20 protein-coding genes are annotated in these 21,687 nt (G+C 71.2%); 10 read left to right on the top strand and 10 right to left on the bottom strand.

The window, feature by feature from the left end:
* Nucleotides 1-24: 24 nt before the first annotated feature.
* The 3 genes from cobJ to QC180_RS28960 are packed head-to-tail and all read right to left on the bottom strand — an operon-like array spanning nt 25 to nt 2,788.
* Nucleotides 25-1,635 (bottom strand): precorrin-3B C(17)-methyltransferase, encoded by a 1,611-nt coding sequence (cobJ, locus tag QC180_RS28970; protein WP_278266077.1) that lies wholly within the window; start codon nt 1,633-1,635, stop codon nt 25-27.
* A gap of 5 nt (nt 1,636-1,640) precedes the next feature.
* Nucleotides 1,641-2,276: a precorrin-8X methylmutase gene (locus tag QC180_RS28965; RefSeq protein WP_278266035.1), complete on the bottom strand. Its 636-nt coding sequence runs from the start codon at nt 2,274-2,276 to the stop codon at nt 1,641-1,643.
* A 38-nt stretch (nt 2,277-2,314) separates the two neighbouring features.
* Nucleotides 2,315-2,788, bottom strand: a complete 474-nt coding sequence (locus QC180_RS28960) for an Lrp/AsnC family transcriptional regulator (protein WP_278266034.1) — start codon at nt 2,786-2,788, stop codon at nt 2,315-2,317.
* A gap of 96 nt (nt 2,789-2,884) precedes the next feature.
* Here QC180_RS28960 and ddaH point away from each other — a divergent pair, with 96 nt between their 5' ends.
* Both ddaH and QC180_RS28950 read left to right on the top strand, forming a co-directional pair.
* Nucleotides 2,885-3,748: a dimethylargininase gene (gene ddaH, locus QC180_RS28955; RefSeq protein ID WP_278266033.1), complete on the top strand. Its 864-nt coding sequence runs from the start codon at nt 2,885-2,887 to the stop codon at nt 3,746-3,748.
* 36 nt (nt 3,749-3,784) lie between these two features.
* Nucleotides 3,785-4,996, top strand: a complete 1,212-nt coding sequence (locus QC180_RS28950) for a low temperature requirement protein A (protein ID WP_278266032.1) — start codon at nt 3,785-3,787, stop codon at nt 4,994-4,996.
* A gap of 65 nt (nt 4,997-5,061) precedes the next feature.
* Here QC180_RS28950 and QC180_RS28945 read toward each other — a convergent pair whose 3' ends face one another.
* Together QC180_RS28945 and cobG are read right to left on the bottom strand one after the other, a co-directional pair.
* Nucleotides 5,062-6,153 carry an RNA ligase (ATP) gene (locus QC180_RS28945; protein WP_278266031.1) on the bottom strand — a complete coding sequence of 364 codons (1,092 nt, stop codon included), beginning with the start codon at nt 6,151-6,153 and terminating at the stop codon, nt 5,062-5,064.
* 142 nt (nt 6,154-6,295) lie between these two features.
* Nucleotides 6,296-7,501, bottom strand: a complete 1,206-nt coding sequence (gene cobG / locus QC180_RS28940; protein ID WP_278266030.1) for a precorrin-3B synthase — start codon at nt 7,499-7,501, stop codon at nt 6,296-6,298.
* 330 nt (nt 7,502-7,831) lie between these two features.
* Here cobG and QC180_RS28935 point away from each other — a divergent pair, with 330 nt between their 5' ends.
* From QC180_RS28935 to QC180_RS28915, 5 genes are all read left to right on the top strand, one after another.
* On the top strand, nt 7,832-8,500 hold the full coding sequence (locus tag QC180_RS28935) for a hypothetical protein (RefSeq protein ID WP_278266029.1): 669 nt from the start codon (nt 7,832-7,834) through the stop codon (nt 8,498-8,500).
* A gap of 42 nt (nt 8,501-8,542) precedes the next feature.
* Nucleotides 8,543-9,730, top strand: coding sequence for a DNA polymerase III subunit beta family protein (locus QC180_RS28930; RefSeq protein WP_278266028.1), 1,188 nt, complete (start codon nt 8,543-8,545; stop codon nt 9,728-9,730).
* A 126-nt stretch (nt 9,731-9,856) separates the two neighbouring features.
* A complete protein-coding gene (locus tag QC180_RS28925; RefSeq protein ID WP_278266027.1) occupies nt 9,857-10,345 on the top strand; it encodes a hypothetical protein in 489 nt (162 codons plus the stop codon).
* 208 nt (nt 10,346-10,553) lie between these two features.
* Nucleotides 10,554-14,318 (top strand): cobaltochelatase subunit CobN, encoded by a 3,765-nt coding sequence (gene cobN / locus QC180_RS28920; protein ID WP_278266026.1) that lies wholly within the window; start codon nt 10,554-10,556, stop codon nt 14,316-14,318.
* Between the two features lie 61 nt (nt 14,319-14,379).
* Nucleotides 14,380-15,249 carry an acyl-CoA thioesterase domain-containing protein gene (locus tag QC180_RS28915; RefSeq protein WP_278266025.1) on the top strand — a complete coding sequence of 290 codons (870 nt, stop codon included), beginning with the start codon at nt 14,380-14,382 and terminating at the stop codon, nt 15,247-15,249.
* On the opposite strand, the gene QC180_RS28910 is transcribed toward QC180_RS28915, so the two are convergent.
* Nucleotides 15,227-15,562, bottom strand: a complete 336-nt coding sequence (locus tag QC180_RS28910) for a hypothetical protein (RefSeq protein ID WP_278266024.1) — start codon at nt 15,560-15,562, stop codon at nt 15,227-15,229. The genes QC180_RS28915 and QC180_RS28910 overlap by 23 nt on opposite strands.
* Before the next feature lie 104 nt (nt 15,563-15,666).
* Nucleotides 15,667-16,116, bottom strand: coding sequence for a hypothetical protein (locus QC180_RS28905; protein ID WP_278266023.1), 450 nt, complete (start codon nt 16,114-16,116; stop codon nt 15,667-15,669).
* A gap of 121 nt (nt 16,117-16,237) precedes the next feature.
* On the opposite strand from QC180_RS28905, the gene QC180_RS28900 reads away from it, so the two are divergent.
* The gene (locus QC180_RS28900) at nt 16,238-17,119 is read left to right on the top strand and encodes an NAD-dependent protein deacetylase (protein ID WP_278266022.1); all 882 of its coding nucleotides are present in this window, start codon (nt 16,238-16,240) and stop codon (nt 17,117-17,119) included.
* A 237-nt stretch (nt 17,120-17,356) separates the two neighbouring features.
* Nucleotides 17,357-19,762, top strand: a complete 2,406-nt coding sequence (locus QC180_RS28895) for an MFS transporter (RefSeq protein WP_278266076.1) — start codon at nt 17,357-17,359, stop codon at nt 19,760-19,762.
* 4 nt (nt 19,763-19,766) lie between these two features.
* Here QC180_RS28895 and QC180_RS28890 read toward each other — a convergent pair whose 3' ends face one another.
* On the bottom strand, nt 19,767-20,285 hold the full coding sequence (locus tag QC180_RS28890; RefSeq protein WP_278266021.1) for a hypothetical protein: 519 nt from the start codon (nt 20,283-20,285) through the stop codon (nt 19,767-19,769).
* Nucleotides 20,286-20,353: 68 nt separating this feature from the next.
* Nucleotides 20,354-20,722 (bottom strand): winged helix-turn-helix transcriptional regulator, encoded by a 369-nt coding sequence (locus QC180_RS28885; protein ID WP_278266020.1) that lies wholly within the window; start codon nt 20,720-20,722, stop codon nt 20,354-20,356.
* Between the two features lie 33 nt (nt 20,723-20,755).
* Between QC180_RS28885 and QC180_RS28880 the strand changes: the two genes are divergently transcribed.
* The gene (locus QC180_RS28880) at nt 20,756-21,508 is read left to right on the top strand and encodes an SDR family oxidoreductase (protein WP_278266019.1); all 753 of its coding nucleotides are present in this window, start codon (nt 20,756-20,758) and stop codon (nt 21,506-21,508) included.
* Nucleotides 21,509-21,587: 79 nt separating this feature from the next.
* Here the strand turns inward: QC180_RS28880 and QC180_RS28875 are convergent.
* Nucleotides 21,588-21,687: hypothetical protein (locus QC180_RS28875; RefSeq protein ID WP_278266075.1), on the bottom strand; the 100-nt coding region annotated here is incomplete at its 5' end.

The following is a 21,687-nucleotide window of genomic DNA, read 5'->3' as shown; positions in this document are numbered from 1 at the left end:
CGAACTACATTCCTATGTGGAACGTTACGCCTGGTACCTCCGGGACGTGAACACCCGGGTGCCCGCCGGGGTGTCGAACGCGGTGGTCGTGGACGCGCCGATGATCAGCAGGGTACGCATGTCGACCTCGTCGGGGTCGAGTTCGCCCAGGGTGACCACCCGCACCGACTCGGTCGGTCCGCCCACATCGCGGCCGACCACCACCGGCGTCTCGTGCGCCCGGTGCGCGAGCAGGATCTCGCGCATGGCCGCGACCTGGTGGCGTCGCTGCGAGGATGCCGGGTTGTAGATCGCGATGGCCATATCGGCCGCGGCCACCGCCGCGAGGCGCTGGGCGACGACCTCCCACGGCTTGAGCCGGTCCGACAGCGAGATCATCGCGTAGTCGTGTCCCAGCGGCGCGCCGACCCGGCTCGCGACCGCGTTGGCGGCGGTCAGGCCGGGCAGCACCCGCACCGGGACGCCCTCGAACTGTGGTTCGGCCGAGACCTCGAGCACCGCCGCGGCCATGGCGAACACGCCCGGATCACCCGAGGACACCACCGCGACCCTGGCCCCGCGCTTGGCCAGATCCAGGGCCATGGCGGCCCGTTCGGACTCGACCTTGTTGTCGCTGGCGTGCCTGCGCTGGCCGGGGCGCTCGGGGACGCGGTCGATGTAGGTGGTGTAGCCGACCAGATCGGTTGCCGCGGCGAGCGCCTCGGTGACCTGGGGGGTGGTCCAGGCGGTGTCGCCGGGGCCGAGCCCGACGACGACGACCTCGCCGATCGGCGCGGGCGCGGTATCTGGATCGGCGAGGGCCGGATCGGACGACGCGGGCTGGGCCGACACCGAATCGGACGCCGCGGCAGGCGGTGTCGTCACGGCGGCGGTGGCGTGTGCGCGCGGGGCGGTCCGGGTGGCGATGGGCAGTGTCGGGGCCGGGCCGGGTACCACCGTGATGGCGAAGTACGGCACGTCGGACTCGTCGACCTCGGCCGCGGCGAGCACGCGTTCGCGCGTGCTGCTGGCCCGTTCGACGTAGTAGGCGTCGGCGAGCCGACCGGAATCCGAGAGTGCCTGGCGCACACCGGGAAACGTGCGCCCGAGCTTCATGATCGCGGCCGCGTCGGTGTGGCGCAGCCGCTCGGTGAGCTCGTCGACGGGCATGGTGCCCGGCAGCACCGTGAGGACCTGCTCGCCCTCCACCAGCGGCGTCCCCAGCGCGGCCGAGGCGGCGCTGACCGAGGTGATGCCGGGCACGATCTCGGCCTCGAACCGGTCGGCCAGGCGGCGGTGCATGTGCATGTAGGAGCTGTAGAACAGCGGGTCACCGGCGGCCAGCAGCGCCACGCTGCGACCCGCGGCCAGGTGCACGGCCAGGCGCGCGGCGGCCTGCTCGTAGAACTCGTCGATGGCGCCCTGGTAGCCGCCGGGATGGTCGGTGGTCTCGGTGGTCACCGGGTAGACCAGGTGCTCCTCGAGCTGGCCCGCCCGCAGGTACGGCGCGGCGATGGCGCGGGAGATGCTGCGGCCGTGGCGGGCGGAGTGGAAGGCGACCACGTCGGCCGCGCCGATGATCCGGGCGGCCTTGACCGTCACCAGTTCCGGGTCGCCGGGACCCAGGCCGATACCCCAGAGTTTGCCGGTGCTGATCTCGCTCACTCCTGTTCGCTCGCGATCGCGTTGAGTGCCGAGGCGGTGATCGCGCTGCCCCCGCGCCTGCCGCGCACGGTCAGGAACTCCACCCCGCCGAAGTCGACGAGGGCCTGCTTGGATTCGGCGGCGCCGATGAAGCCGACCGGAATGCCGATGATCGCGGCCGGTTTCGGTGCCCCGGCGTCGAGCATGTCGAGCAGGTGGAACAGGGCGGTGGGGGCGTTGCCGATGGCGATCACCGCGCCGTCGAACTGCTCGCGCAGCAGATCCAGCGCGGCCACCGAGCGAGTATTGCCCAGGCGTGCGGCGTGCTCGGGGACGCGCGGGTCGGCGAGATTGCACAGCACCGGGTTGTCGGCGGGCAGGCGCTTGCGGGTGACACCGGAGGCCACCATGTTCGCGTCGCACAGGATCGGCTTGCCCGCGCGCAGGGCGGCGCGCGCGGCGGCGACCACGCCGGGGGTGTAGGCGATGTCGGCGGCGAGGTCGACCTGTCCGCAGCCGTGGATCATCCGGACCACCACGCGTTCGACGTCGGCGGGGAACCCGGCGAGATCGGCTTCGGCGCGGATCGTCGCGAACGAGCGCCGATAGATCTCGGCCCCGTCGGTGAGGTAGCTGGCACGCACGTCGGACATGCGCACAACCCTAGAACCTGGGTGTCGCGCGCCGGATCTCAGGTGCGCGGCCGCTCCAGGATGCGCGACATCACCAGCGAACTGCGGGTGCGCCCGACCCGCGCGTTCTCCCTGATCCGTTCGACGGTCACCTCGATCTCGGCCATGTCGGTGGCCATCACGTGCACGAGCGCGTCGGCCTCGCCCGCGATCGTCCACACCCCGACGACCTGGGGGATCGGCTCGAGTGTGCGGCGCAGTTCGGCGGGGGAGATGTTGTCGCGGTAGTACACCTCGACATAGGCCTCGGTGGTCCAACCCAGCGCCGCCGGATTGACCTGGGCGGTGAATCCGGTGATCTGGCCGCTGGCCACCATCTTGTCCACCCGTCGTTTCACCGCGGGCGCCGACAGCCCCACGACCGAGCCGATCTCCTGGAAGGAGGCCCTGGCGTGGGTGAGCAGTTCGGCCAGAATGCGTCGATCGATGTCGTCCACGTCGCTCCTCGAGGGTCGAACGCAATATTTCGCCATTTTCGCATCGATATCCGCAATGAATCGGTGTTCCTGGTGCAACGCGGCGACATTTATCGTCGAAGTCATCGATCCGCGCAGCCACCGGGAGCCCTGATGACCGCCGCAGCCCCTCTTCGTCGACCGGTCGCCGCGCGGGTGGCGACCCCGCGCCGCTATGTCATGTGCAGGCCCGACCACTTCGCCGTCACCTACGCGATCAATCCGTGGATGAATCCGGCCGAGCCGGTGGACCGACCACGGGCGCTGGCGCAGTGGGAGATCCTGCGCGCGGTGCTCGAGGAGCACGGGCACAGCGTGGAGACGGTCCCCGGCGAGCCGGGCCTGCCCGACATGGTCTTCGCCGCCAACAGCGGCATCGTCATCGGCGGGCACGCCCTCTCGGCCCGCTTCGCCCACCCCGAACGCGCCGCCGAAGGACCCGCGTTCCACCGCTGGTTCGCCGCCAGGGAACTGCGCGAACTGGCCGCCGCTAGGGAGACCAACGAAGGCGAAGGCGATTTCACCTTCGCGGGCACCCGCATCCTGGCCGGGTCCGGATTCCGCTGCACGGTCGCCGCGCACGCGGAGGTGCAGCGGTTCTTCGGCTTACCGGTGGTCTCGCTCGAGCTGGTCGACCCGCGCTTCTATCACCTCGACACCGCGCTGATGGTCCTCGACGACACCACCGTCGCCTACTACCCGGCCGCGTTCTCCCCGGCCTCGCGGCGGGTGCTGGCGACGCTGTATCCCGACGCCGTCCGCGCCGAGGAGGCCGACGCGATGTCGTTCGGGCTCAATGGCGTCAGCGACGGCCAGCACGTCTTCCTCGACCCCGGCGCCACCCGACTCGGCGCGGCCCTGCGCGAGCGCGGCTACACCCCGGTCCCGGTGGACATGTCCGAACTGCGAAAGGGCGGCGGCGGGGTGAAGTGCTGCGTGCTCGAACTGCACTCCCGCCGCGACACGACCGCGAGCTAGCCGCGACGCGCCCTTACCCGGCCACATACTGGGCGGGTGGCACACCCGGAGCCGACCACCGCCGAGCGGCGCGCGAGCTGGACCGAGCTGTTCTTCGACCTGGTCGCCGTCGCGGGCATCGGCCAGCTCACCCACCTGCTGCACCGCGGTCCGTCCTGGGGTGAGTTCGGGCTGTATGTGCTGCTCTACCTGGCGTTCTGGGTGGTGTGGGCGTGCGTGACCGTCTACAGCAATGTGGCGGGGGACCAGGCGCGCACCGCCATGGTGTTCGGTTGCATGTTCGGGCTCGGGGTGATGATGGCCGCGGTCGCGGGCGTGCCCGACGAGCACGTGAACGCCTTCGCCGCGATCTATGTGCTGGTGCGGCTGGTGTCGTCGTGGGCGTGGGGACGCGGGCAGCTGGTGGTCGACTGGCCGATCGCGCAGATGGGTCCGGGGATCCTGCCGTGGATCGTGTCGCTGTGGGTGCCCGCGCCGTGGAAGTTCGTGCTGTGGGGCGTCGGCCTCGCCATCGACCTGTGGATCATGTTCGCCGTCGACGCCGAGAGCTATCTCGCCGAGGCCCAGCGCCGGATGACCGCGCGGCTGCGTCGGGATCGCCGCGGCCGCGATCGGCGCCGGGGACGCGGGCCAGCGCCGCGACTCACGGCAGTGCGCACCGATCCGGCGCATCTGGGGGAGCGGTTGGGGCAGTACCTGATCATCGTGCTCGGCGAGGGGGTCATCTCGGTGATCGCGGCGGTCTCGGCCGAGGACTGGACCGTCGGGGTGGCGGTGATCGGGGTGGGGGCCTTCCTGAGCCTGATCGCCATGTGGGCGCTGACCCTGCACTACGGATTCGTGCCCCGGATGATGTCGGCGGCACCGTCGACGGTCGACGTCTCCCGACACCGGGTGATGGCCAACCACTGCGCCCTGAGCGGTGCGGTGGCCACGGTCGCCGCCGGACTCGGGCTCGTCGCCGCGCACCCGTCCGGACATCTGCCCGCCGGGATGGGCTGGGTACTCGCCGGGGGCACGGCGGCGTTCTTCCTGGTGTGCGGGGTGGGTGGGCTGCCGAGCGCGGGCCCGCGCTGGCTGCTGCGCTGGCCATTACCGTGTCTGCTGGTCGCCCTCGGGTTGGGTTGGGCGGCACCACATCTCGGCGCGGTGTGGCTGGTGCTGGGGGTGATGGTCGTGCTCACGACGGCGGTGGTGTCGGAGACCGTGCGGGCACGGGGAGCTCAGGAATGGCCCGAGGTTCGGTAGGCGACTGGCCGTAGAGCGCCTCCGCGTGCACCGGATGACACTGACCGGCGCACGCGGAGGATGGATCACTCGAACTCGGTGCCGCCGTCGCGCAGGAGGTAGGCGTCGGAGACGATCTTGCCGATGGCGCGGCCGCCGAGTTCGGGGGCGTGCCGTTCGGTTGCCGGACGGACGACCAGGCCCTCGCGGATATTGGCGCCGTCGCCGCTGACGGTTTCGGTGCCCTCCGCCAGTTTCAGCAGCAGGTCGGCGTCGTAGGGGCCTTCGTAGAGGACCGGGACGCGGGGTACCGCCAGGTCGAGATCATCGAGCAGCGCGCCGATCTCGTGGTGGTCGAGCCAGCGCACCGGCTCGCCGTCGCGGTCGACGGCGATGTCGAACAGGCCGAAGCCGAGCGATTCGTCGTGCGCGGCCGAGGCACCGTAGTGCAGGTCCTGCACTCCCGCGCCGTACACCTCGCCGAAGAGCCCGACCCGGTCGGCGCCGAGCACGGCCGCGATCTCGCGGGCGGCCGCGTCGAGCCGGTGCGCGCGCACGGCCCGCCAGTACAGGTTGCCGTCGGTGGGCGCCAGCGCCAGCGACCGGCCGCCGACCCCCTTGGACGACACCAGGATCCGGTCCTCGTCGCGCACGAAGGTGAGCAGGCAGGCGGTGCCGTGGATCTTCTCCGTGGCCACCACCGGCTCCCCGGCGGCGAAGATCCCGGGAAAGCGCTTGATGTTCTCGACATCCACCCAGCGCAGCAGCTCCGGCGCCGACTCGACCTGCCCCGACATCGAAACCGGCACCGGCGGCACCCATTTCACCACCCCGAGCCGCTCCGCGAAGTCGGTGCGCGCGGTCGCCGCCGCGGCCAGATCGACCCCGGCCAGGGCGGCGGGTGTGCAGACGATGCCCTGCGAGACCTCCCCGCGCAGTCGCACCGCCTTCACCCGATCCCGTTGCGAGCCAGCGAGTTTGCCGGTGAGTCCGAGTTCGGCGATGAGCGCCTCGGGTAGCACCGACTGTTCGGGAATGTAGACCGCGTGATCGCCGGTCGCGAACTGCCCCTTGGCGACGACGGCCCGGTACAGCCCGACCTGGGCGAGCTCGAGCCGATCGGCGTTCGGATGCGGAAGGACGACGAGCCGTTCGGCCGTGACCTGCAGTGTGGACATGGATACCCCCTCGTGGACGAGAGGATCAGCGTAGGGAGCCCAGGGAGGCCGTGTCGACCCAATTCCGCCCGGGTGGGCAACCTCGGTGGTCACGACTGTCGGCACGGTGGTTTCGGCGGATTGCTCTGTGCCGCCGCGCTGTTCACTCCGTGGGCGGGTCGGCGCGCTCGAGCCGGTAGTGGTCCTCGTCGGTGGCGATCACGTCGGTCACCGGTCCGGTCGGCCTGCCGCAGCGGCGTTCGCACCCGGACCAGTGCTGGCGGCCCGCCACGGTGACCTCCGCCGTCGGCACCAGCAGATCCACCGGGGTGTCGCCGTCGCGGACCCGGCCGGACTCGAGGGCCGCGGCCAGATCGGCCCGCACATCGGTGTGGGACTTGGCGCATCCCGGCTGGCCCGCGCACGCGCTGACCCGCAACCAGGGCGAGCTCGCGTCGAAGATCAGGCCCATGGGCGCGAGGACCCGGACGACCGTCTCGGCCGGTCCCTCGTCCAGATCGGTGATCACCACGCTGCGCCACGGCGTCACGTACACCGGATGGTCGATGGCGGCGAGGAATTCGGCGGTGCGGGCCGAGAGCGTGCCCAGCGGAACACCGGCGCCGAGGGTGACCCGCCCGTCCTCCTGATCGAGCCACCCGATCGGGATCTCGTGTGTCGCCCCGAGTTCCAGCGCCCCGGCGTCGGGGGACAGGCGCAGCACCTCGGTGACCTTCTCGACGCCGCCCGGGATCTCGTGCAGCCGCCACTGACCGGTCTCGCCGGTGCCGCGCAGGTCGAGGAAGCCGCGCGCCGCGTCGAGCATCACCTCGACGGCCGCGCTCGCGTCGACCCGCACGCCGGTGTCGGCGCCCGCCAGCAGCAGCGCGAACCGGTCGGCGGCCACCGCCTGGATGCCGATGTCGCCGCGCAGGGTGCTCACATCGCCCCGGCCGTCGTCGAGGGTGAACAGCACCCGGCCGGGCAGGTCGGCCAGTCGCGGGTCGTCGCGCAGCCCGGAGTCGAGGTCGGCGGCGAGCCCGTGCACCTCGGCGAACCCGCCGACCCGGCCCGACAGCGGCGAGGCGACGATATTGCGCACCCGCTCGTGGGTGGCGCTGGGCAGCAGCCCGGCGGCGTCGAGTCGCGAGGCGAGTTCGGCGGGGTCGCGGACCCGGCGCAGTTGGATGTTGCCGCGCGAGGTGAGTTCGAGATTGCCGTTCCCGAGGTCGCGGGCGGCGTCGGCCAGCGCCTGCACCTGTTCCGGTGTCAACCGGCCGCCGGGCACCCGGATGCGCGCGAGCGGCCCGTCGGCGGCCTGATGCAGGCGCAGCACACCGGGGCAGGAATCGGGAGTGCTCCTGGTCATGGTCCATCCAGCCTACGACTCCGGGATCTGCCCACAGCGACGCGCCCGAGCGTTCCGGTCGCCGTCGCGCCTCCCGTCCGAGACGCGTCGTCACCGCCGCTCGCGGGACCCCTGGAGACCGATTCGCCGGTGCGCGCAGTCTGTGCGCGGGCTCGTGCCGTCCGCTGGTCGGAGGAGAGGGTCGGTCGACGACGGAGGCGGTGGCTGGTTGGTCGCGCTGGGAGTGGGTAGGTCACCTGACATGTGCGCGCTCCCGGTTCCGGGGGCCGCGCTCGCCTAAGGTGGACAGCGGTCCACCGCCTGGGTTGTCGCTCGAGGAGAGGTCGTCGCATGCTGCGTGAGTTCGTGGACAAGCGGGTCGTTCCCGCGCTCGATCGGGTCGCCCACGCACAGGCGCCGGTGGTCGGGCGGTACGTCGACTGGCTCGCCGAGCGGCATCCCGACGACGCGCCCGTCGAGCTGCTGCAGCGGCTCTCGCGGCAGTATCTGGTGGTGGTGACGGCCAGCGGCGTCGCCGTCGGGCTCACCGCCGCCGTGCCCGGCATCGGCACGCTGCTGAGCCTGGCCGCCACCGGCGTGGACACCGCCGTGTTCCTGGAGGCCTCGTCGGTGCTGTCGGTCGGCGCCGCGGCGGCCTACCAGGTCGACCCCGACGATCCGCGCCAGGCGCAGCTGGTCTCCAAGGTGGTTCTCGGCGAGGCCGGGACCAAGCTGCTCGACGAGACCGCCGGGCACAAGACCGGCCAGTGGCTCGGCGTGGTCACCGACCACATTCCCGGCCTGGCGAGCATGCCCGATTCGCCCGCCAAGCGATTCATCGTCAACTACCTGGTCAAACGCACGCTGCTGCTGTTCGGCACGATCATCCCCGCCGGAATCGGCGCCGTCATCGGCGGCGTGGGCAACAACGCGCTCGGCCAGATGGTCGTCGCCAACGTGTACCGCAATCTGGGGACCGGCTCGCCGGAAATGGTCGGGCGCGGCACCGGCCCGCAATGAGCGGCTTGACCTTCGAGTCACTCGAACCCCGATGATCGCCCGGTGCCCGAATCCGAGCTGATCACCATCGGCGCCTTCGCCCGCCTGTGCGGGCTGAGCGCCAGCGCCCTGCGCTTCTACGCCGACGCCGGGGTGCTCGTCCCCGCCGTCGTCGACGAGGCCACCGGCTACCGCTACTACACCCCCGACCAGGCGACCACCGCCGCGGTGATCCGCCGCCTCCGCGCCGTGGACATGCCTCTGCCCGGCGTCACCGCCCTCCTCACCGAACCCGACCCCCACCGCGCCACCGAACTCCTCGACGCCCACCTCACCGCCCTCGACCACCACCTCACCACCCTCCGCACCGCCGCCGAAGCCGCCCGCGCGGCCACCGCCGCCTACACGGGGAGCGCGCAGCTCGACGGGGCCGACGAGGTCGAGCGACCCGGAGGTGCCGCCGCTGCTGCCGGGGCGCGCGCCCAGGACGCGGTTCGGGTGCGGGGGCCGGTTCTCGCTGCGGCGATCGACCAAGTCGCCACCGCCACCGTCAGCGATCCGCGGCATCCGGTTCTCGACAGCATCCATTTCGCGGCCGACGGGGATGATCTGGTGCTCACCGCGACCGACCGCTACCGCCTGGCCACCCGCACCGTGCGGGTCGCCGGGGCATCGTCGGTGTCCTGGGCCGCCACCGTCGACGCGGCCGACCTGCGCTCGACGGTCTCCTGGCTGCGCAGACAGCACACCGTCACCCTGCGGCCCGACACCGCCCACCTGCGGTTCACCGCCGCGGACGGAGAACGGGATGCGGTGCGGGCGAACGGGATCGGTGCGGAACCGGATCGGCTGTGCCGGTACGGGGCCGAGGATTTCCCCGACCACCGGGCGATGCTGGAGGCCCTGCCCGAGGTTCGGGTGCGCGTGGTTCTGGACAGGGCCGCGTTGCTGACCGCACTCGAATCGGTGCACGCCGCCACGGTGACCCTGCGTCTGTCGCCGGGCCAGCTCCGGCTCACCGACGAGTCGATCGACCGGACCCTCACGGCCGCCGTCACCGGCCCGGCCATGACGATCCACTTCGCCGTCACCACCCTCTACCCGGCGGTCGCGGGCGCGATCGGTCCCGACCTCATGCTCGACCTCATCGCCCCCGACCAGCCGGTCCGGATCCGCTCCGCCGACGACGGCACCCTCCTCACCCTGGCCATGCCCCGCCGCCCCGAATCCAGCGGTCCGACAACCCCGTAGCCGCGTCGCCCGCCGATCCGCTGTCGGCGCTCCGGTGCGCCCGCGCCGGGTCCGGCATGCGGCCGGTGTCGACCAGCCCCCTCTCGTCGTCCTGAACTTCCCCCGCACCACCGAAAGGAAACCCTCATGAGCACCGCGACCACCGACCCCATGATGACCCGCATCACCGAGGCCGTCACCGAATCCTGTTCGGGCGACACCGATTCCGCCCGCACCACCCTGATCGCCCTGTGGTCCGAGATCGGCCCGTCCGGCGATCCCCTGCACCGCTGCACCCTGGCCCACTACCTGGCCGACCTCTACGAGCACCCGGCCGAAGCGCTCGCCTGGGACGTGCGCGCCCTCGACGCCGCCGACGCCCTGACCGACGACCGGCTCACCGCCTACTACGCGGACCTGCGGGTCGCCGGGTTCTACCCGTCCCTGCACCTCAACCTCGCCGACAACCTCCGCCGCCTCGGCGCCTTCCCCGCCGCTACCCGCCATCTCGACGCCGCCCGCGCGCGCGTCGACGCCCTCGCCGACGACCCCTACGGCACCATGATCCGCCGTGCCCTCGACGAAGTCGCCGAAGCCGTCGCCGCCGGGGACACCACCGCGCGCCCGACGCCTTGATCGAGCGTGGTGATCGGCTGTCCAGGAATGGGACGCGGGCTGGAAAGTTGTGGCGGGGGTGGGGCCGTTACCATCGTCATGCTCGGCGGGCGTCGAGGAAACCGGTGGAAATCCGGTGCGGTCGCGCCACTGTGAACAGCCAGACCCTCTCCGGCGAGCACACGACTGACAACCCGTTGGGCGCGTCACCCGAGGAAGGTCTCACCCTGTGATCCTGCTGCTGTCCACCTCCGACACCGATCTGCTGAGCGCGCGCGCGAGCGGCGCCGAGTACCGGTGGGGCAACCCCGCCCGGCTGCTCGTGGCGGACCTGCCGGAGCTGCTCGACGGTGCCGACCTGGTGATCGTGCGCATCCTCGGCGGCAAACGCGCCTGGGAGGAGGGCCTGGACGCGATCCGGGCGAGCGGGGTACCCATGGTGGCCCTCGGCGGCGAGATCGCCCCCGACGCCGAGCTGATGGAATGCTCCACGGTCCCGGTGGGTGTGGCCGCCGACGCGCACAACTACCTCGCCGCCGGTGGTGCGGAGAACCTGCGTCAGCTGCACCACTTCCTGTCCGACACGGTGCTGCTCACCGGTCACGGTTTCGAACCGCCGGTGCAGCTGCCGAGCTGGGGTGAGCTCGAGCGCGCGGCCCGCATCCTCGAACCGCACGCCCCGACCGTCGCGGTGGTCTACTACCGCGCCCAGCACCTCGCGGGCAACACCGGCTACATCGACGCGCTGTGCACCGCCATCGAGGCCAAGGGCGCCCGCGCGCTGCCCGTCTACTGCGCCTCGCTGCGCACCGCCGAACCGGAGCTGCTCGAACTGCTCGGTCGCGCCGACGCGCTGGTCGTCACCGTGCTCGCCGCGGGCGGCAGCAAGCCCGCCACCGCCTCGGCCGGGGGCGACGACGAAGCCTGGGACGTGGACGCCCTGGCCGCCCTGGACGTGCCGATCCTGCAGGGCCTGTGCCTGACAAGCGGTCGCGCCCAGTGGGAGGACAACGACGACGGCCTGTCCCCGCTCGACGTCGCCACCCAGGTGGCGGTGCCGGAGTTCGACGGCCGCGTCATCACGGTGCCGTTCTCCTTCAAGGAGTTCGATGCCGACGGCCTGTCGACCTACGTGCCCGATGCCGAACGCGCGGCCCGGGTGGCCGGTATCGCGGTGCGCCACGCGCGCCTGCGCCACATCCCGGCCGCCGACAAGCGCATCGCGATCATGCTCTCGGCCTACCCGACCAAGCACGCCCGCATCGGCAATGCCGTCGGCCTCGACACCCCCGCCTCGGCCATCCGTCTGCTCACCGAGCTGCGCGCCGCGGGCTACGACCTCGGCGAACCCGGCGAGATCCCCGGCCTCGAGCAGGCCGACGGCGACGCGCTCATCCACGCCCTGATCGCCGCGGGCGGCCAGGACCCCGACTGGCTCTCGGCCGAACAGCTCGAGGGCAACCCGATCCGCATCGGCGCGGCCACCTACACCCGCTGGTTCGACTCCCTGCCCGAGGATCTGCGCGAGGCCGTGGTCGAGGCGTGGGGCCCGCCGCCCGGCGAGCTGTACGTCGACCGCTCGGCGGACAAGGACGGCGAGATCGTCATCGCCGCCCTGCGCTTCGGCAATGTGGTGCTCATGGTGCAGCCGCCCCGCGGCTTCGGCGAGAACCCCGTCGCCATCTACCACGACCCCGACCTGCCGCCGAGCCACCACTACCTGGCCGCCTACCGCTGGCTGCAGGCCCCCGACGGTTTCGCCGCCGACGCCATGGTCCACCTCGGCAAGCACGGCAACCTGGAGTGGCTGCCCGGCAAGACCCTGGGCATGTCGGCCTCCTGCGGCACCGACGCGGCGCTGGGCGACCTGCCGCTGATCTACCCGTTCCTGGTCAACGATCCGGGCGAGGGCACCCAGGCCAAGCGCCGCGCCCACGCCACCCTGGTCGACCACCTGATCCCGCCGATGGCCCGCGCCGAGAGCTACGGCGACATCTCCCGCCTCGAGCAGCTGCTCGACGAGCACGCCAACATCTCCGCCCTCGACCCGGCCAAGCTGCCCGCCATCCGCCAGCAGATCTGGACCCTCATGCGCGCGGCCAAGATGGACCACGACCTGGGCCTGGCCGAACGCCCCGAGGAAGACGTCTTCGACGACATGCTGCTGCACGTCGACGGCTGGCTGTGCGAGATCAAGGACGTGCAGATCCGCGACGGCCTGCACATCCTGGGCCAGGCCCCCGAAGCCGAGATGGAACTCGACCTGGTGCTGGCCATGCTGCGCGCCCGCCAGCTCTGGGGCGGCGAACAGAACGTGCCCGGCCTGCGTGAAGCGCTCGGGCTCAGCGAAGCCGGTGACGAGGCCCGCGAGCGGGTCGATGTGGTGGAAGCCCGCGCCCGCGAACTCCTCGGCGCCCTCCAGGCCACCGACTGGGCGGCCGATGCCGTCGACACTCTCGTCGGGGACTACGCGACCGCGATCCTCGCCGGAGGTGACCCCCGCGCCACCACCACGACCGCCGCCGCCACCGCGACTGTCGCCGCCGCTGCCGACGACGACGCTGCCGCCGTGACCGCCGCCGCCGATGCGTCCGATGCCGACATCGTCGCCGCGATCGGGACCACGTCCTCGTCCGAAGAGACCGCGCGACTGGACGCGGTCAAGACCGTGCTGCGCTTCGCCGCCACCGAAGTCGTCCCCCGACTGCGCGAGACCAGCGTCGAGATCGCCCGCGTCCTGCACGCTCTCAACGGCGGCTTCATCCCCGCGGGCCCGAGCGGTTCGCCCCTGCGCGGCCTGATCAACGTCCTGCCGACCGGCCGCAACTTCTACTCCGTGGACCCCAAGGCCGTCCCCTCGCGTCTGGCCTGGGAGACCGGTCAGGCCATGGCCGAATCGCTGCTGGCCCGCTACCGCAGCGACCACGGCGAATACCCGAAGTCGGTGGGTCTGTCGGTGTGGGGCACCTCGGCCATGCGGACCTCCGGCGACGACATCGCCGAAGTCCTCGCGCTGCTGGGTGTGCGGCCGATCTGGGACGAGGCCAGCCGCCGCGTCACCTCCCTGGAGGTCGTCTCCCTCGAAGAACTCGGGCGCCCGCGCATCGATGTCACCGTGCGGATCTCCGGCTTCTTCCGCGATGCCTTCCCCCACGTGCTCGCGCTGCTCGACGACGCCGTTCGCCTGGTCGCCGACCTCGACGAGCCCGCCGAGTCGAATTACGTGCGCGCGCACTCCCAGTCGGACCTGGCCGAGCACGGCGACACCCGCCGCGCCACCACCCGCATCTTCGGTTCCAAGCCGGGCACCTACGGCGCGGGCCTGCTCCAGCTCATCGACTCCAAGAGCTGGCGCACCGACGACGACCTCGCGCAGGTCTACACCACCTGGGGCGGCTACGCCTACGGCCGCGACCTCGACGGCGCCCCCGCCGCCGACGACATGCGCACCGCCTACAAGCGGATCGCGGTGGCCGCCAAGAACACCGACACGCGCGAACACGACATCGCCGACTCCGACGATTACTTCCAGTACCACGGCGGCATGGTCGCCACCGTGCGCGCGCTCACCGGCAAGAACCCCGAGGCCTACATCGGCGACTCCACCCGTCCCGACGCCGTGCGCACCCGCACGCTCTCGGAGGAGACCGCCCGTGTCTTCCGCGCCCGCGTGGTGAACCCGCGCTGGCTCGAGGCGATGCGCCGTCACGGCTACAAGGGCGCCTTCGAGATGGCGGCGACCGTCGACTACCTGTTCGGCTACGACGCCACCACCAATGTGGTCGCCGACTGGATGTACGAGAAGCTCACCGAGAGCTACGTCTTCGACGACGTGAACCGCAAGTTCATGGAGCAGTCCAACCCGTGGGCGCTGCACGGCATCGCCGAACGGCTCCTGGAAGCCGCCGAGCGCAAGCTCTGGGAGCAGCCCGAGCCCGAGACCCTGGACCGGCTGCGCCAGATCTACCTCGAGACCGAGGGCGAACTGGAGTAGCTTGCCGCCGGACTGGAATGCGTTCTAGTGTGGGCGTATTACGGCGTAAGAAAGGGTGGCGATGAGGGATACCTCTCCGGCGTACTTCACGCACGTGGACGGCGTGTTCCGGCCGACTCCGTTCTCGATGAGCCTGTGGGCACCGAGCACCCTGTCCGGGCCGCCGGTGTGCGGGTTGATGGCGCGCGAGGTCGAGGCGCGCTATCGCACCGGCGGCTTCGTGCCCGCGCGCCTGACCGTCGACCTGCACCGGGCGGTGCCCGCGCTGCCGCTCACCGTCCACAGCGAGGTCATCCGCGACGGCAAGCGGGTGCGCGCGGTCGCACTCGAGCTGCGCGCCGAGGACGCGGTGGTGGCGCGGGGCAGCGCGCTGTTGCTGCAACGCTCCACCCAGCCGCCCGGCGAGGTGTGGCGGCCCGAGCGTGATCGGCCGCTGCCCCCGCCCAGCGCGCTGGCCCAGATCGACGAGGCCATGCACCTGTTCGGCAGCGACGGTCACGCCGAGGGCTGGTCACCGAAGATGACCGAGCACCAGAACGACACCCGTAAACGCAAGTGGGTGCGCAATATCCCCGTCGTCGACGGTGAACCGGCCTCGCCGTTCTGCTTCGCCGCCATGACCGGCGAGCAGACCAGCCTGGTCACCAACTGGGGCACCGAGGGCATCGGCTTCATCAACACCGATGTCTCGATCACGTTCTCGCGCATGCCGATCGGGGTCGACATGGGGATCGAGGCGGAGAGCCATCTCAGCGACGAGGGGATCGCGGCCGGTGCCGCGGTGCTCTACGACGAGCAGGGCGCCTTCGGGATCTGCACCACCACCGCGCTGGCCAACGAGCACCGTCAGATCCGCGGCGCGGTGATCGACGACCTGGCCGACACGATCCTGGCCGCCGGGCAGCCGGTCACACCGGATCGAGGCCGCTGAAGGCCAGCCCCACCGTGGTCGCGCACAGCACGGTGCCGACCGCGGTGGTGGCGAGCAGATAGCCCAGCGCGAGCAGGCGCGCGGGTGGTAGCAGGGCCAGCACCACCGCCGGGACGAGCAGCACCGCCAGCGTGGCCGCCCAGCTGAGCCAGAACGAGGTGGCGATCGGTTCGAGTTCGGCGAAGGCGACCGGGCGCGGCACCGGGACCTGCCAGGCGTCCTGCACCGCGAAGGTCGCCGGGACCAGCACGAACACCGCCACGAACACCCCGAGCCCGACACCCCAACCCGCCCGCCACCTGACCTGCTCCACCCGCGCCACCTTCCCATCCCACACCGGCCCGTCGCTGCCATGCTGCCTCGAGCGGGCCCGTCGCGCGCGAATCCACCCGTGCGGTGGCGATTCCCCCGCGTCGCTCAGGCGAGGGTGACCAGCAGTTCGTCGGCGACGGTCTCGACCTTCACCATGCCCTCGGTGAGGTAGAGCGTGGCGGCCCGGGGACGGCCGTCGGCGAGCGAGACCACCGACACCGCCTCGATCCGGGCGCCGGTGAGCGCGATATACGGCTCCTCACCGGTGACATCGAAGGCGGTGTACTTGCCCGAGGCGGCCACGTACTCGATATTCACGGGATCGACCAGCGGCTCGAACGGGTCCCGCCACGGCGCCACCCCGATCCGCAGTTCCTCACCGTCGAGCCCGGCGTCGAGCAGCAGCGTGGACCCGTCGTGGAAGGTGAACTCGATCGGCCCCTCGGTGCGATCGATGTCGGTGCCCAGGACGTAGAACATCCGGCGCACGGCGACGATGGTCGCGTCGACGGCGGCGTTGAGCGCGCCGCGGCCGTGTTCGTCGTTGTCGGACACGGGTTTTCCCCTGACGGTCGATCTGCGCGCGGACGAGTCATCATGTCGCCGCGGCTCACCGCCGCGCAACTCCGCCCCGGCGTGTTCGGACGGCGCCGCGGAGCGCTCGTAGAGTGGATCCATGGCGGACTCCACCCCGGACGACACCGCGCTGCGCCGCGCGAGCGACCTGCTGGCCGGGCGCAGCCTCGCGGTGGTCACCGGTGCGGGCCTGAGCACCGATAGCGGCATCCCGGATTACCGCGGGCCCGACTCGCCGCCGCGGACCCCGATGACCTATCAGCAGTTCGTCGGCGACCCCGAGTTCCGGCAGCGGTACTGGGCCCGCAACCACCTCGGCTGGCGCCGCATGGACGCCGCCCGCCCCAACCCCGGACACCGAGCCCTCGCGCGCCTGGAACGGGCCGGTGTGGTCGCCGGAGTGATCACGCAGAACGTGGATCTGCTGCACACCAAGGCGGGGGCGCGGCGGGTGATCGACCTGCACGGCACCTACGCCCGGGTGTGCTGCCTGCGCTGCGGCGCCCTGATCTCCCGGATGACGCTGGCGCACCGCCTCGAAGCCGCCAATCCCGGCTTCGCCGAAGACCGCACGGCGACCGGGATCGAGGTCGCGCCCGACGCCGACGCGGTGGTGGCCGACACCGCGTCGTTCCGCATGCTCGACTGCGCGGCCTGCGGCGGCATGCTCAAACCCGACATCGTCTACTTCGGCGAGACCGTGCCGCCCGAGAGGGTCGCCGCCGCCTTCGATCTCGTCGACGGCGCGCAGGCGCTGCTGGTCGCGGGTTCCTCGCTGACGGTGATGTCGGGCCTGCGGTTCGTGCGCCGGGCCGCGAAGAACGGCACACCGGTGGTGATCGTCAACCGTGGCCGCACCCGGGGCGACGAGCTGGCCACGCTGCGTATCGACGCGGGCTGCTCGGAAACGCTGTGCGCCTTGGCCGATCGGCTGACCGCCGCACCGGCACCGGACCTCACGGCACCCGCCGCCGGGTACTGAACGAGCCCTCGCCCAAAGGTCCGACCCGCTCGTCGGCAACGGCCGATCCGGGGTGAAATCGGCGGTCACTTGATCCCTCCGTGTCGGCCCCGGACGCGGCGTGGGTAAGCTCGGCGCACCAGTGCATGAAGAGTTCCACCCACGGCGCGATGTTTTCCTCGCGGCGGGGTTGTCGGCCCTCGTGTGGGCCGAATGATCGACCCCCACCTGCCAGCCGATCAGAACCAGGGCTTCTCCATGACCGATACCGTCGTTGCCGAACCACGCCTCACGCACCGCCAGACACTCACCATCCTGTCGGGCCTGCTACTGGGGGTGTTCCTCGCCGCGCTCGACCAGAACATCGTCAGCGTCGCGATCGTGCGGATCGCGAACAGTCTCGACGGGTTCGACGAACAGGCGTGGGCGACAACGGCGTATCTCATCACCGCCACCGTCACCACCCCGCTCTACGGCAAGCTCGCCGATATCTACGGGCGCAAACCGTTCTATCTGATCGCGATCGCGGTGTTCGTGATCGGTTCGGCGGCCTGCTGCTTCGCCACGACGATGTACCAGCTGGCCGGGTGCCGGGCGGTGCAGGGGATCGGCGCGGGCGGGTTGATGTCGTTGGCGTTCACCATCGTCGGCGATATCGTGCCCGCGCGCGAAAGAGTCCGCTACCAGGGCTATTTCCTCATGGTGTTCGGCATCGCGACCGTGCTCGGGCCGGTGGTGGGTGGGTTCCTGTCCGGCTACGAGAGCCTCGGGGGGATCGAGGGCTGGCGCTGGGTGTTCCTGGTGAACGTGCCGGTGGGCGTGATCGCGTTCCTGGTCGTGGCCCGGGTGCTCAACGTCGCGCACGTGCGCAGACCCAGCCGGATCGACTGGTTCGGCGCCCTGACCCTGGTGGTGGGGGTGGTGCCATTGCTGATCGTGGCCGAGCAGGGGCGCATGTGGGGCTGGACCTCACAGAAATCGCTGCTCTGCTACGGGATCTGCGCGGTCGGACTGGTGCTGTTCCTGCTGGTGGAGTACGTGATGAAGGACGCGGCGCTGATCCCGCTGCGGCTGTTCCGCAGCTCCACGTTCAGCATCGCCATCCTCGGCGGATTCCTGGTGGGCGTGGCGATGTTCGGCGCGATCACCATGGTGCCGCAGTATCTGCAGGTCGTGCGCGGCTTCTCGCCGACCGAGGCGGGCCTGCTGATGCTGCCGCTGGTGCTGGGCATCATGGTGGGTTCGCAGCTGTCGGGCCTGATCACCAAGGCGACCGGGCGCTACAAGGTGCTGCCGGTGCTGGGCGCGTTGATCCTGGCCATCGGCTGCGCGCTGTTCGCCCGGGTCGACTTCGACGGGCCGCTGTGGCAGCCGCTGGCCTACAGCACCATCATGGGTTTCGGCCTCGGCGGCTGCATGCAGACGCTGGTGATCGCGGCGCAGAACGCGGTGGGGCGCACCGAGATGGGCGTGTCGACGGCGGCGGCGACCTTCTTCCGCCAGCTCGGCGGCACCCTCGGTGTCGCGGTGTTCCTGACCGTCCTGTTCGACCGGCTGCCCGGCTCCATCCTCGGCGCCTTCGGCGGCGAACTGCCCGCCGGTTTCGACGCCGGACAGCTCGCCGCCCTGCAGAGCAACACCAGCGGTATCGCCGCGCTGCCCGACGCATTGCGCGTCCCGATCCTCACCGGGTTCACCGACGCCATGCACAGCGTGTTCTTCCTCGCCGCCGACCTGGCCGTGGTGGCGTGCCTGGTGCTGGTGTTCATGAAAGAGATTCCGCTGCGCGAGGATCCGGTGCCCGAGGACGCCGAGGCCACCCTGCTGCGCGATGTGAGCCTGCACGACGCCCAGGAGATGGCGGGCCAGTTGCGGCCCGCCGCCACCGGTCGGGTGATTGCGGGGCTGCTGCGCCGCGACGACGCGCGTCCGGTCTCGGCGGCGATCCTCACCCTGATCGACCAGCACGGACGGCAGGTGGCACGCGGCAGTGGCGATGCCGACGGCGCCTATGTCATCGAGGCGCCGGAGCCGGGCAACTATGTGCTCATCGCGGCGGCGCCGGGGCATCAGCCCGAGGCGGTGAGCGTGTCGATGGGGGAGCGCGCCCAGCACGTGGACCTCATGCTCATCGGGGCGGGCGAGCTGACCGGGGTCGTGCGGTCGGCGCGTCGGGGTGAGCCGCTGTTCGGGGCGACGATCACGCTCACCGACGCCGAGGGCGATGTCGTCGGGGCGGCCATCACCGGGGAGGACGGGGTGTATGTGTGCCGCGATGTGGTCAGCGGGACCTACACCCTGGTCGCGGTGGCCGATCACATGCGTCCGGCGGCGGTCGCGTTGACCGTGCCCGACACCGGATCCCTGCACCACGACATCGATCTCGAGCCGATGGCCATCCTGGTCGGCTCGGCCTGGGTCGACGGTGACCGGCCCGTCGCCGATGTGCAGATCACCGTGCTCGACGCCGGGGGCGACCAGGCCGCCACCACCCGTACCGACGAGAAGGGCCGCTACCTGGTGCCGGACCTGCCCGAGGGCGAGTACACCGTCGTCGCCCGCGGTTACCCGCCGACCGCCAGTCAGGTGTCGGTCACCCGCGGCGAGATCACCCACGACGTCACCCTCGGCTACGACAGCGAGGAATCGGTGCACCGCCGCTGAGCGGTCACCCGCGGGCCGGTTCGAGACCGCGCAGCAGCCGGGCGCGGTAGGTCCGCACCGCCGCGACCACGGCGAACACCGCGGTGAGCGCGCCGAGGACGATGCGCACCGAGTGCGCGACCTCGATCTCCTGGACGGTTCGGCGCAGTTCTTCCACGGTGTGCTGGTCGCGCTCGTCGAACAGGATCGTCCAGCGCTCCCACAGGAACAGCGCCGACAACAGGAACAGCCCCGACACCAGCGACACCAACGACGCCACCGTCCAGGCCCGGGCGGTCCGCGCCCACACACTCACCGCGGTCGCCACGATCGCGGTCAGCGTCAGAACGGCGCCGAGCGGCCGCATCACGCTGCCCACCGACACCGCCGAGGTGAATTCGTCGGCCACGATCAACGATCGCGGAATGTCGTGGAAGTAGTTCGGATACAGGAACACGGTCTCGGCGAGCATGGTGCAGAACACGAGCGTCGCGAGCGCGGCATAGACGGTGGTGGCGGTCAGGGAGACGGTGAGCTTGCGCATGACTCCAGCAAAGCCCGAATCCGCCCCCGCCACATCCGGTGTCAGCCCTGATCCGCACTCGGGGTGTCCTAGGGGCGCGAGGCCGGACGCCAGGGAATCCGCCCGTTCCCGTCCCCGGTCGAGGTCCGCTGCTCGGACCAGTCCCACAGCGGCTGCAACGCTTCGGCGAGCAGCGCACCCTCGGTGGTGAGCTCATAGGCCCCCCGCGGCCCGTCCTTGCGCGTGAGCCCGGCCGCCTGCAACTGCTGAAGCCGATCCGACAACATGCTCGACGAACAATTCCCCATCCGCCTGCGCAGATCCAGAAACCCGAGCGGCCCCGGCTCCAACTCCCAGACCACCCGCAGCATCCACCGCTGCCCGAGCAGATCGATCGCGGCCAGAATCCTCGCCGACGGCTCGGCCGGGCCACCGTCGTCCGCTGTTGCGCTTCTCATTCAGAAGCACACGACGGTGGGAAGAGGCGATCGATGGAACAGGATGACCGGCGGGTCGTGGTGGTGACCGGGGCTTCTCGCGGGATCGGTGCCGAGGCCGCGGCGCAGTTCGCGGCGACGGGCGCGCACGTGGTGGTGAACTATCGCGAGAAGCGCAAGCGGGCGCAGGCGGTGGTGGACGCGATCGTCGCGGCCGGAGGAAGTGCGTCGGTGCTCGGCGCGGATGTGTCGGACCCGGCGGCGGTGGAGGCGATGCTCGTCGAGATCCGGCAGACCTTCGGGCGGCTGGACATCCTGGTGCTCAACGCTTCGGGTGGGCTGGAGCGTGATGCCGATGCCGGGTACGCGCTGCGGTTGAACCGGGATGCGCAGGTGCACCTGGCGGTTTCGGCGTTGCCGCTCATGGCGGTGGGTGGGCGGGTCGTGTTCGTCACGAGTCATCAGGCGCATTTCGTGCACGAGCAGGAGGACGTGCCTGCGGGGTACGCGCCGATCGCGGTGAGCAAGCGTGCCGGGGAGGATGCGTTGCGGGCGCGGATTCCCGAATTCCGGGAGCGGGGGGTGGGGTTCGCGGTGGTGTCCGGGGACATGATCGACGGGACGATCATCGTCCGTCTGTTGGAGCGCCGCGATCCGGACAGTGTCGCCGCGCGCCGCGCCGCCGGGCCGCTGCCGACGGTCGAGGAGTTCGCGCGGGTGATCGTTCGTGCGGGCACCGAACCCGCACCCGACGGCCGGACCTTCTACGTCGGCGGGGAGGACTTCCTCGTCGTGAAAGCCCGCTAGTCGCTGGATGGTTGATCACACGCTCTGGTGGCGGCATCGCCCGAGAGGACACCGCCACCAGGAGCGTGGTGATCGTTTTTCAGGTGGTGGTGGATTCGCGGTGGAGTTCGAGGGCGATGTCGATGAGTTGGTCTTCTTGGCCGCCGACGAGTTTGCGTTGGCCCGCGCGGACGAGCATG

The sequence above is a fragment of the Nocardia anocheti genome (assembly GCF_029675105.1).
Taxonomy (GTDB): Bacteria; Actinomycetota; Actinomycetes; order Mycobacteriales; family Mycobacteriaceae; genus Nocardia.
Note: the sequence above shows the minus strand (reverse complement) of the source record. Positions and strands in the feature narration are given on the sequence as shown.

What these genes read in the sequence shown, in the direction of transcription:
- QC180_RS28895 (WP_278266076.1), top strand. Translation starts at nt 17,357, where the DNA reads ATGACCGATACCGTCGTTGCCGAACCACGCCTCACGCACCGCCAGACA.
- QC180_RS28925 (WP_278266027.1), top strand. Translation starts at nt 9,857, where the DNA reads ATGAGCACCGCGACCACCGACCCCATGATGACCCGCATCACCGAGGCC.
- QC180_RS28880 (WP_278266019.1), top strand. Translation starts at nt 20,756, where the DNA reads ATGGAACAGGATGACCGGCGGGTCGTGGTGGTGACCGGGGCTTCTCGC.
- QC180_RS28890 (WP_278266021.1), bottom strand. Translation starts at nt 20,285, where the DNA reads ATGCGCAAGCTCACCGTCTCCCTGACCGCCACCACCGTCTATGCCGCG.
- QC180_RS28915 (WP_278266025.1), top strand. Translation starts at nt 14,380, where the DNA reads ATGAGGGATACCTCTCCGGCGTACTTCACGCACGTGGACGGCGTGTTC.
- ddaH (WP_278266033.1), top strand. Translation starts at nt 2,885, where the DNA reads ATGACCGCCGCAGCCCCTCTTCGTCGACCGGTCGCCGCGCGGGTGGCG.
- QC180_RS28935 (WP_278266029.1), top strand. Translation starts at nt 7,832, where the DNA reads ATGCTGCGTGAGTTCGTGGACAAGCGGGTCGTTCCCGCGCTCGATCGG.
- cobG (WP_278266030.1), bottom strand. Translation starts at nt 7,501, where the DNA reads ATGACCAGGAGCACTCCCGATTCCTGCCCCGGTGTGCTGCGCCTGCAT.
- QC180_RS28900 (WP_278266022.1), top strand. Translation starts at nt 16,238, where the DNA reads ATGGCGGACTCCACCCCGGACGACACCGCGCTGCGCCGCGCGAGCGAC.
- QC180_RS28965 (WP_278266035.1), bottom strand. Translation starts at nt 2,276, where the DNA reads ATGTCCGACGTGCGTGCCAGCTACCTCACCGACGGGGCCGAGATCTAT.
- QC180_RS28960 (WP_278266034.1), bottom strand. Translation starts at nt 2,788, where the DNA reads ATGGCGAAATATTGCGTTCGACCCTCGAGGAGCGACGTGGACGACATC.
- QC180_RS28945 (WP_278266031.1), bottom strand. Translation starts at nt 6,153, where the DNA reads ATGTCCACACTGCAGGTCACGGCCGAACGGCTCGTCGTCCTTCCGCAT.
- QC180_RS28885 (WP_278266020.1), bottom strand. Translation starts at nt 20,722, where the DNA reads ATGAGAAGCGCAACAGCGGACGACGGTGGCCCGGCCGAGCCGTCGGCG.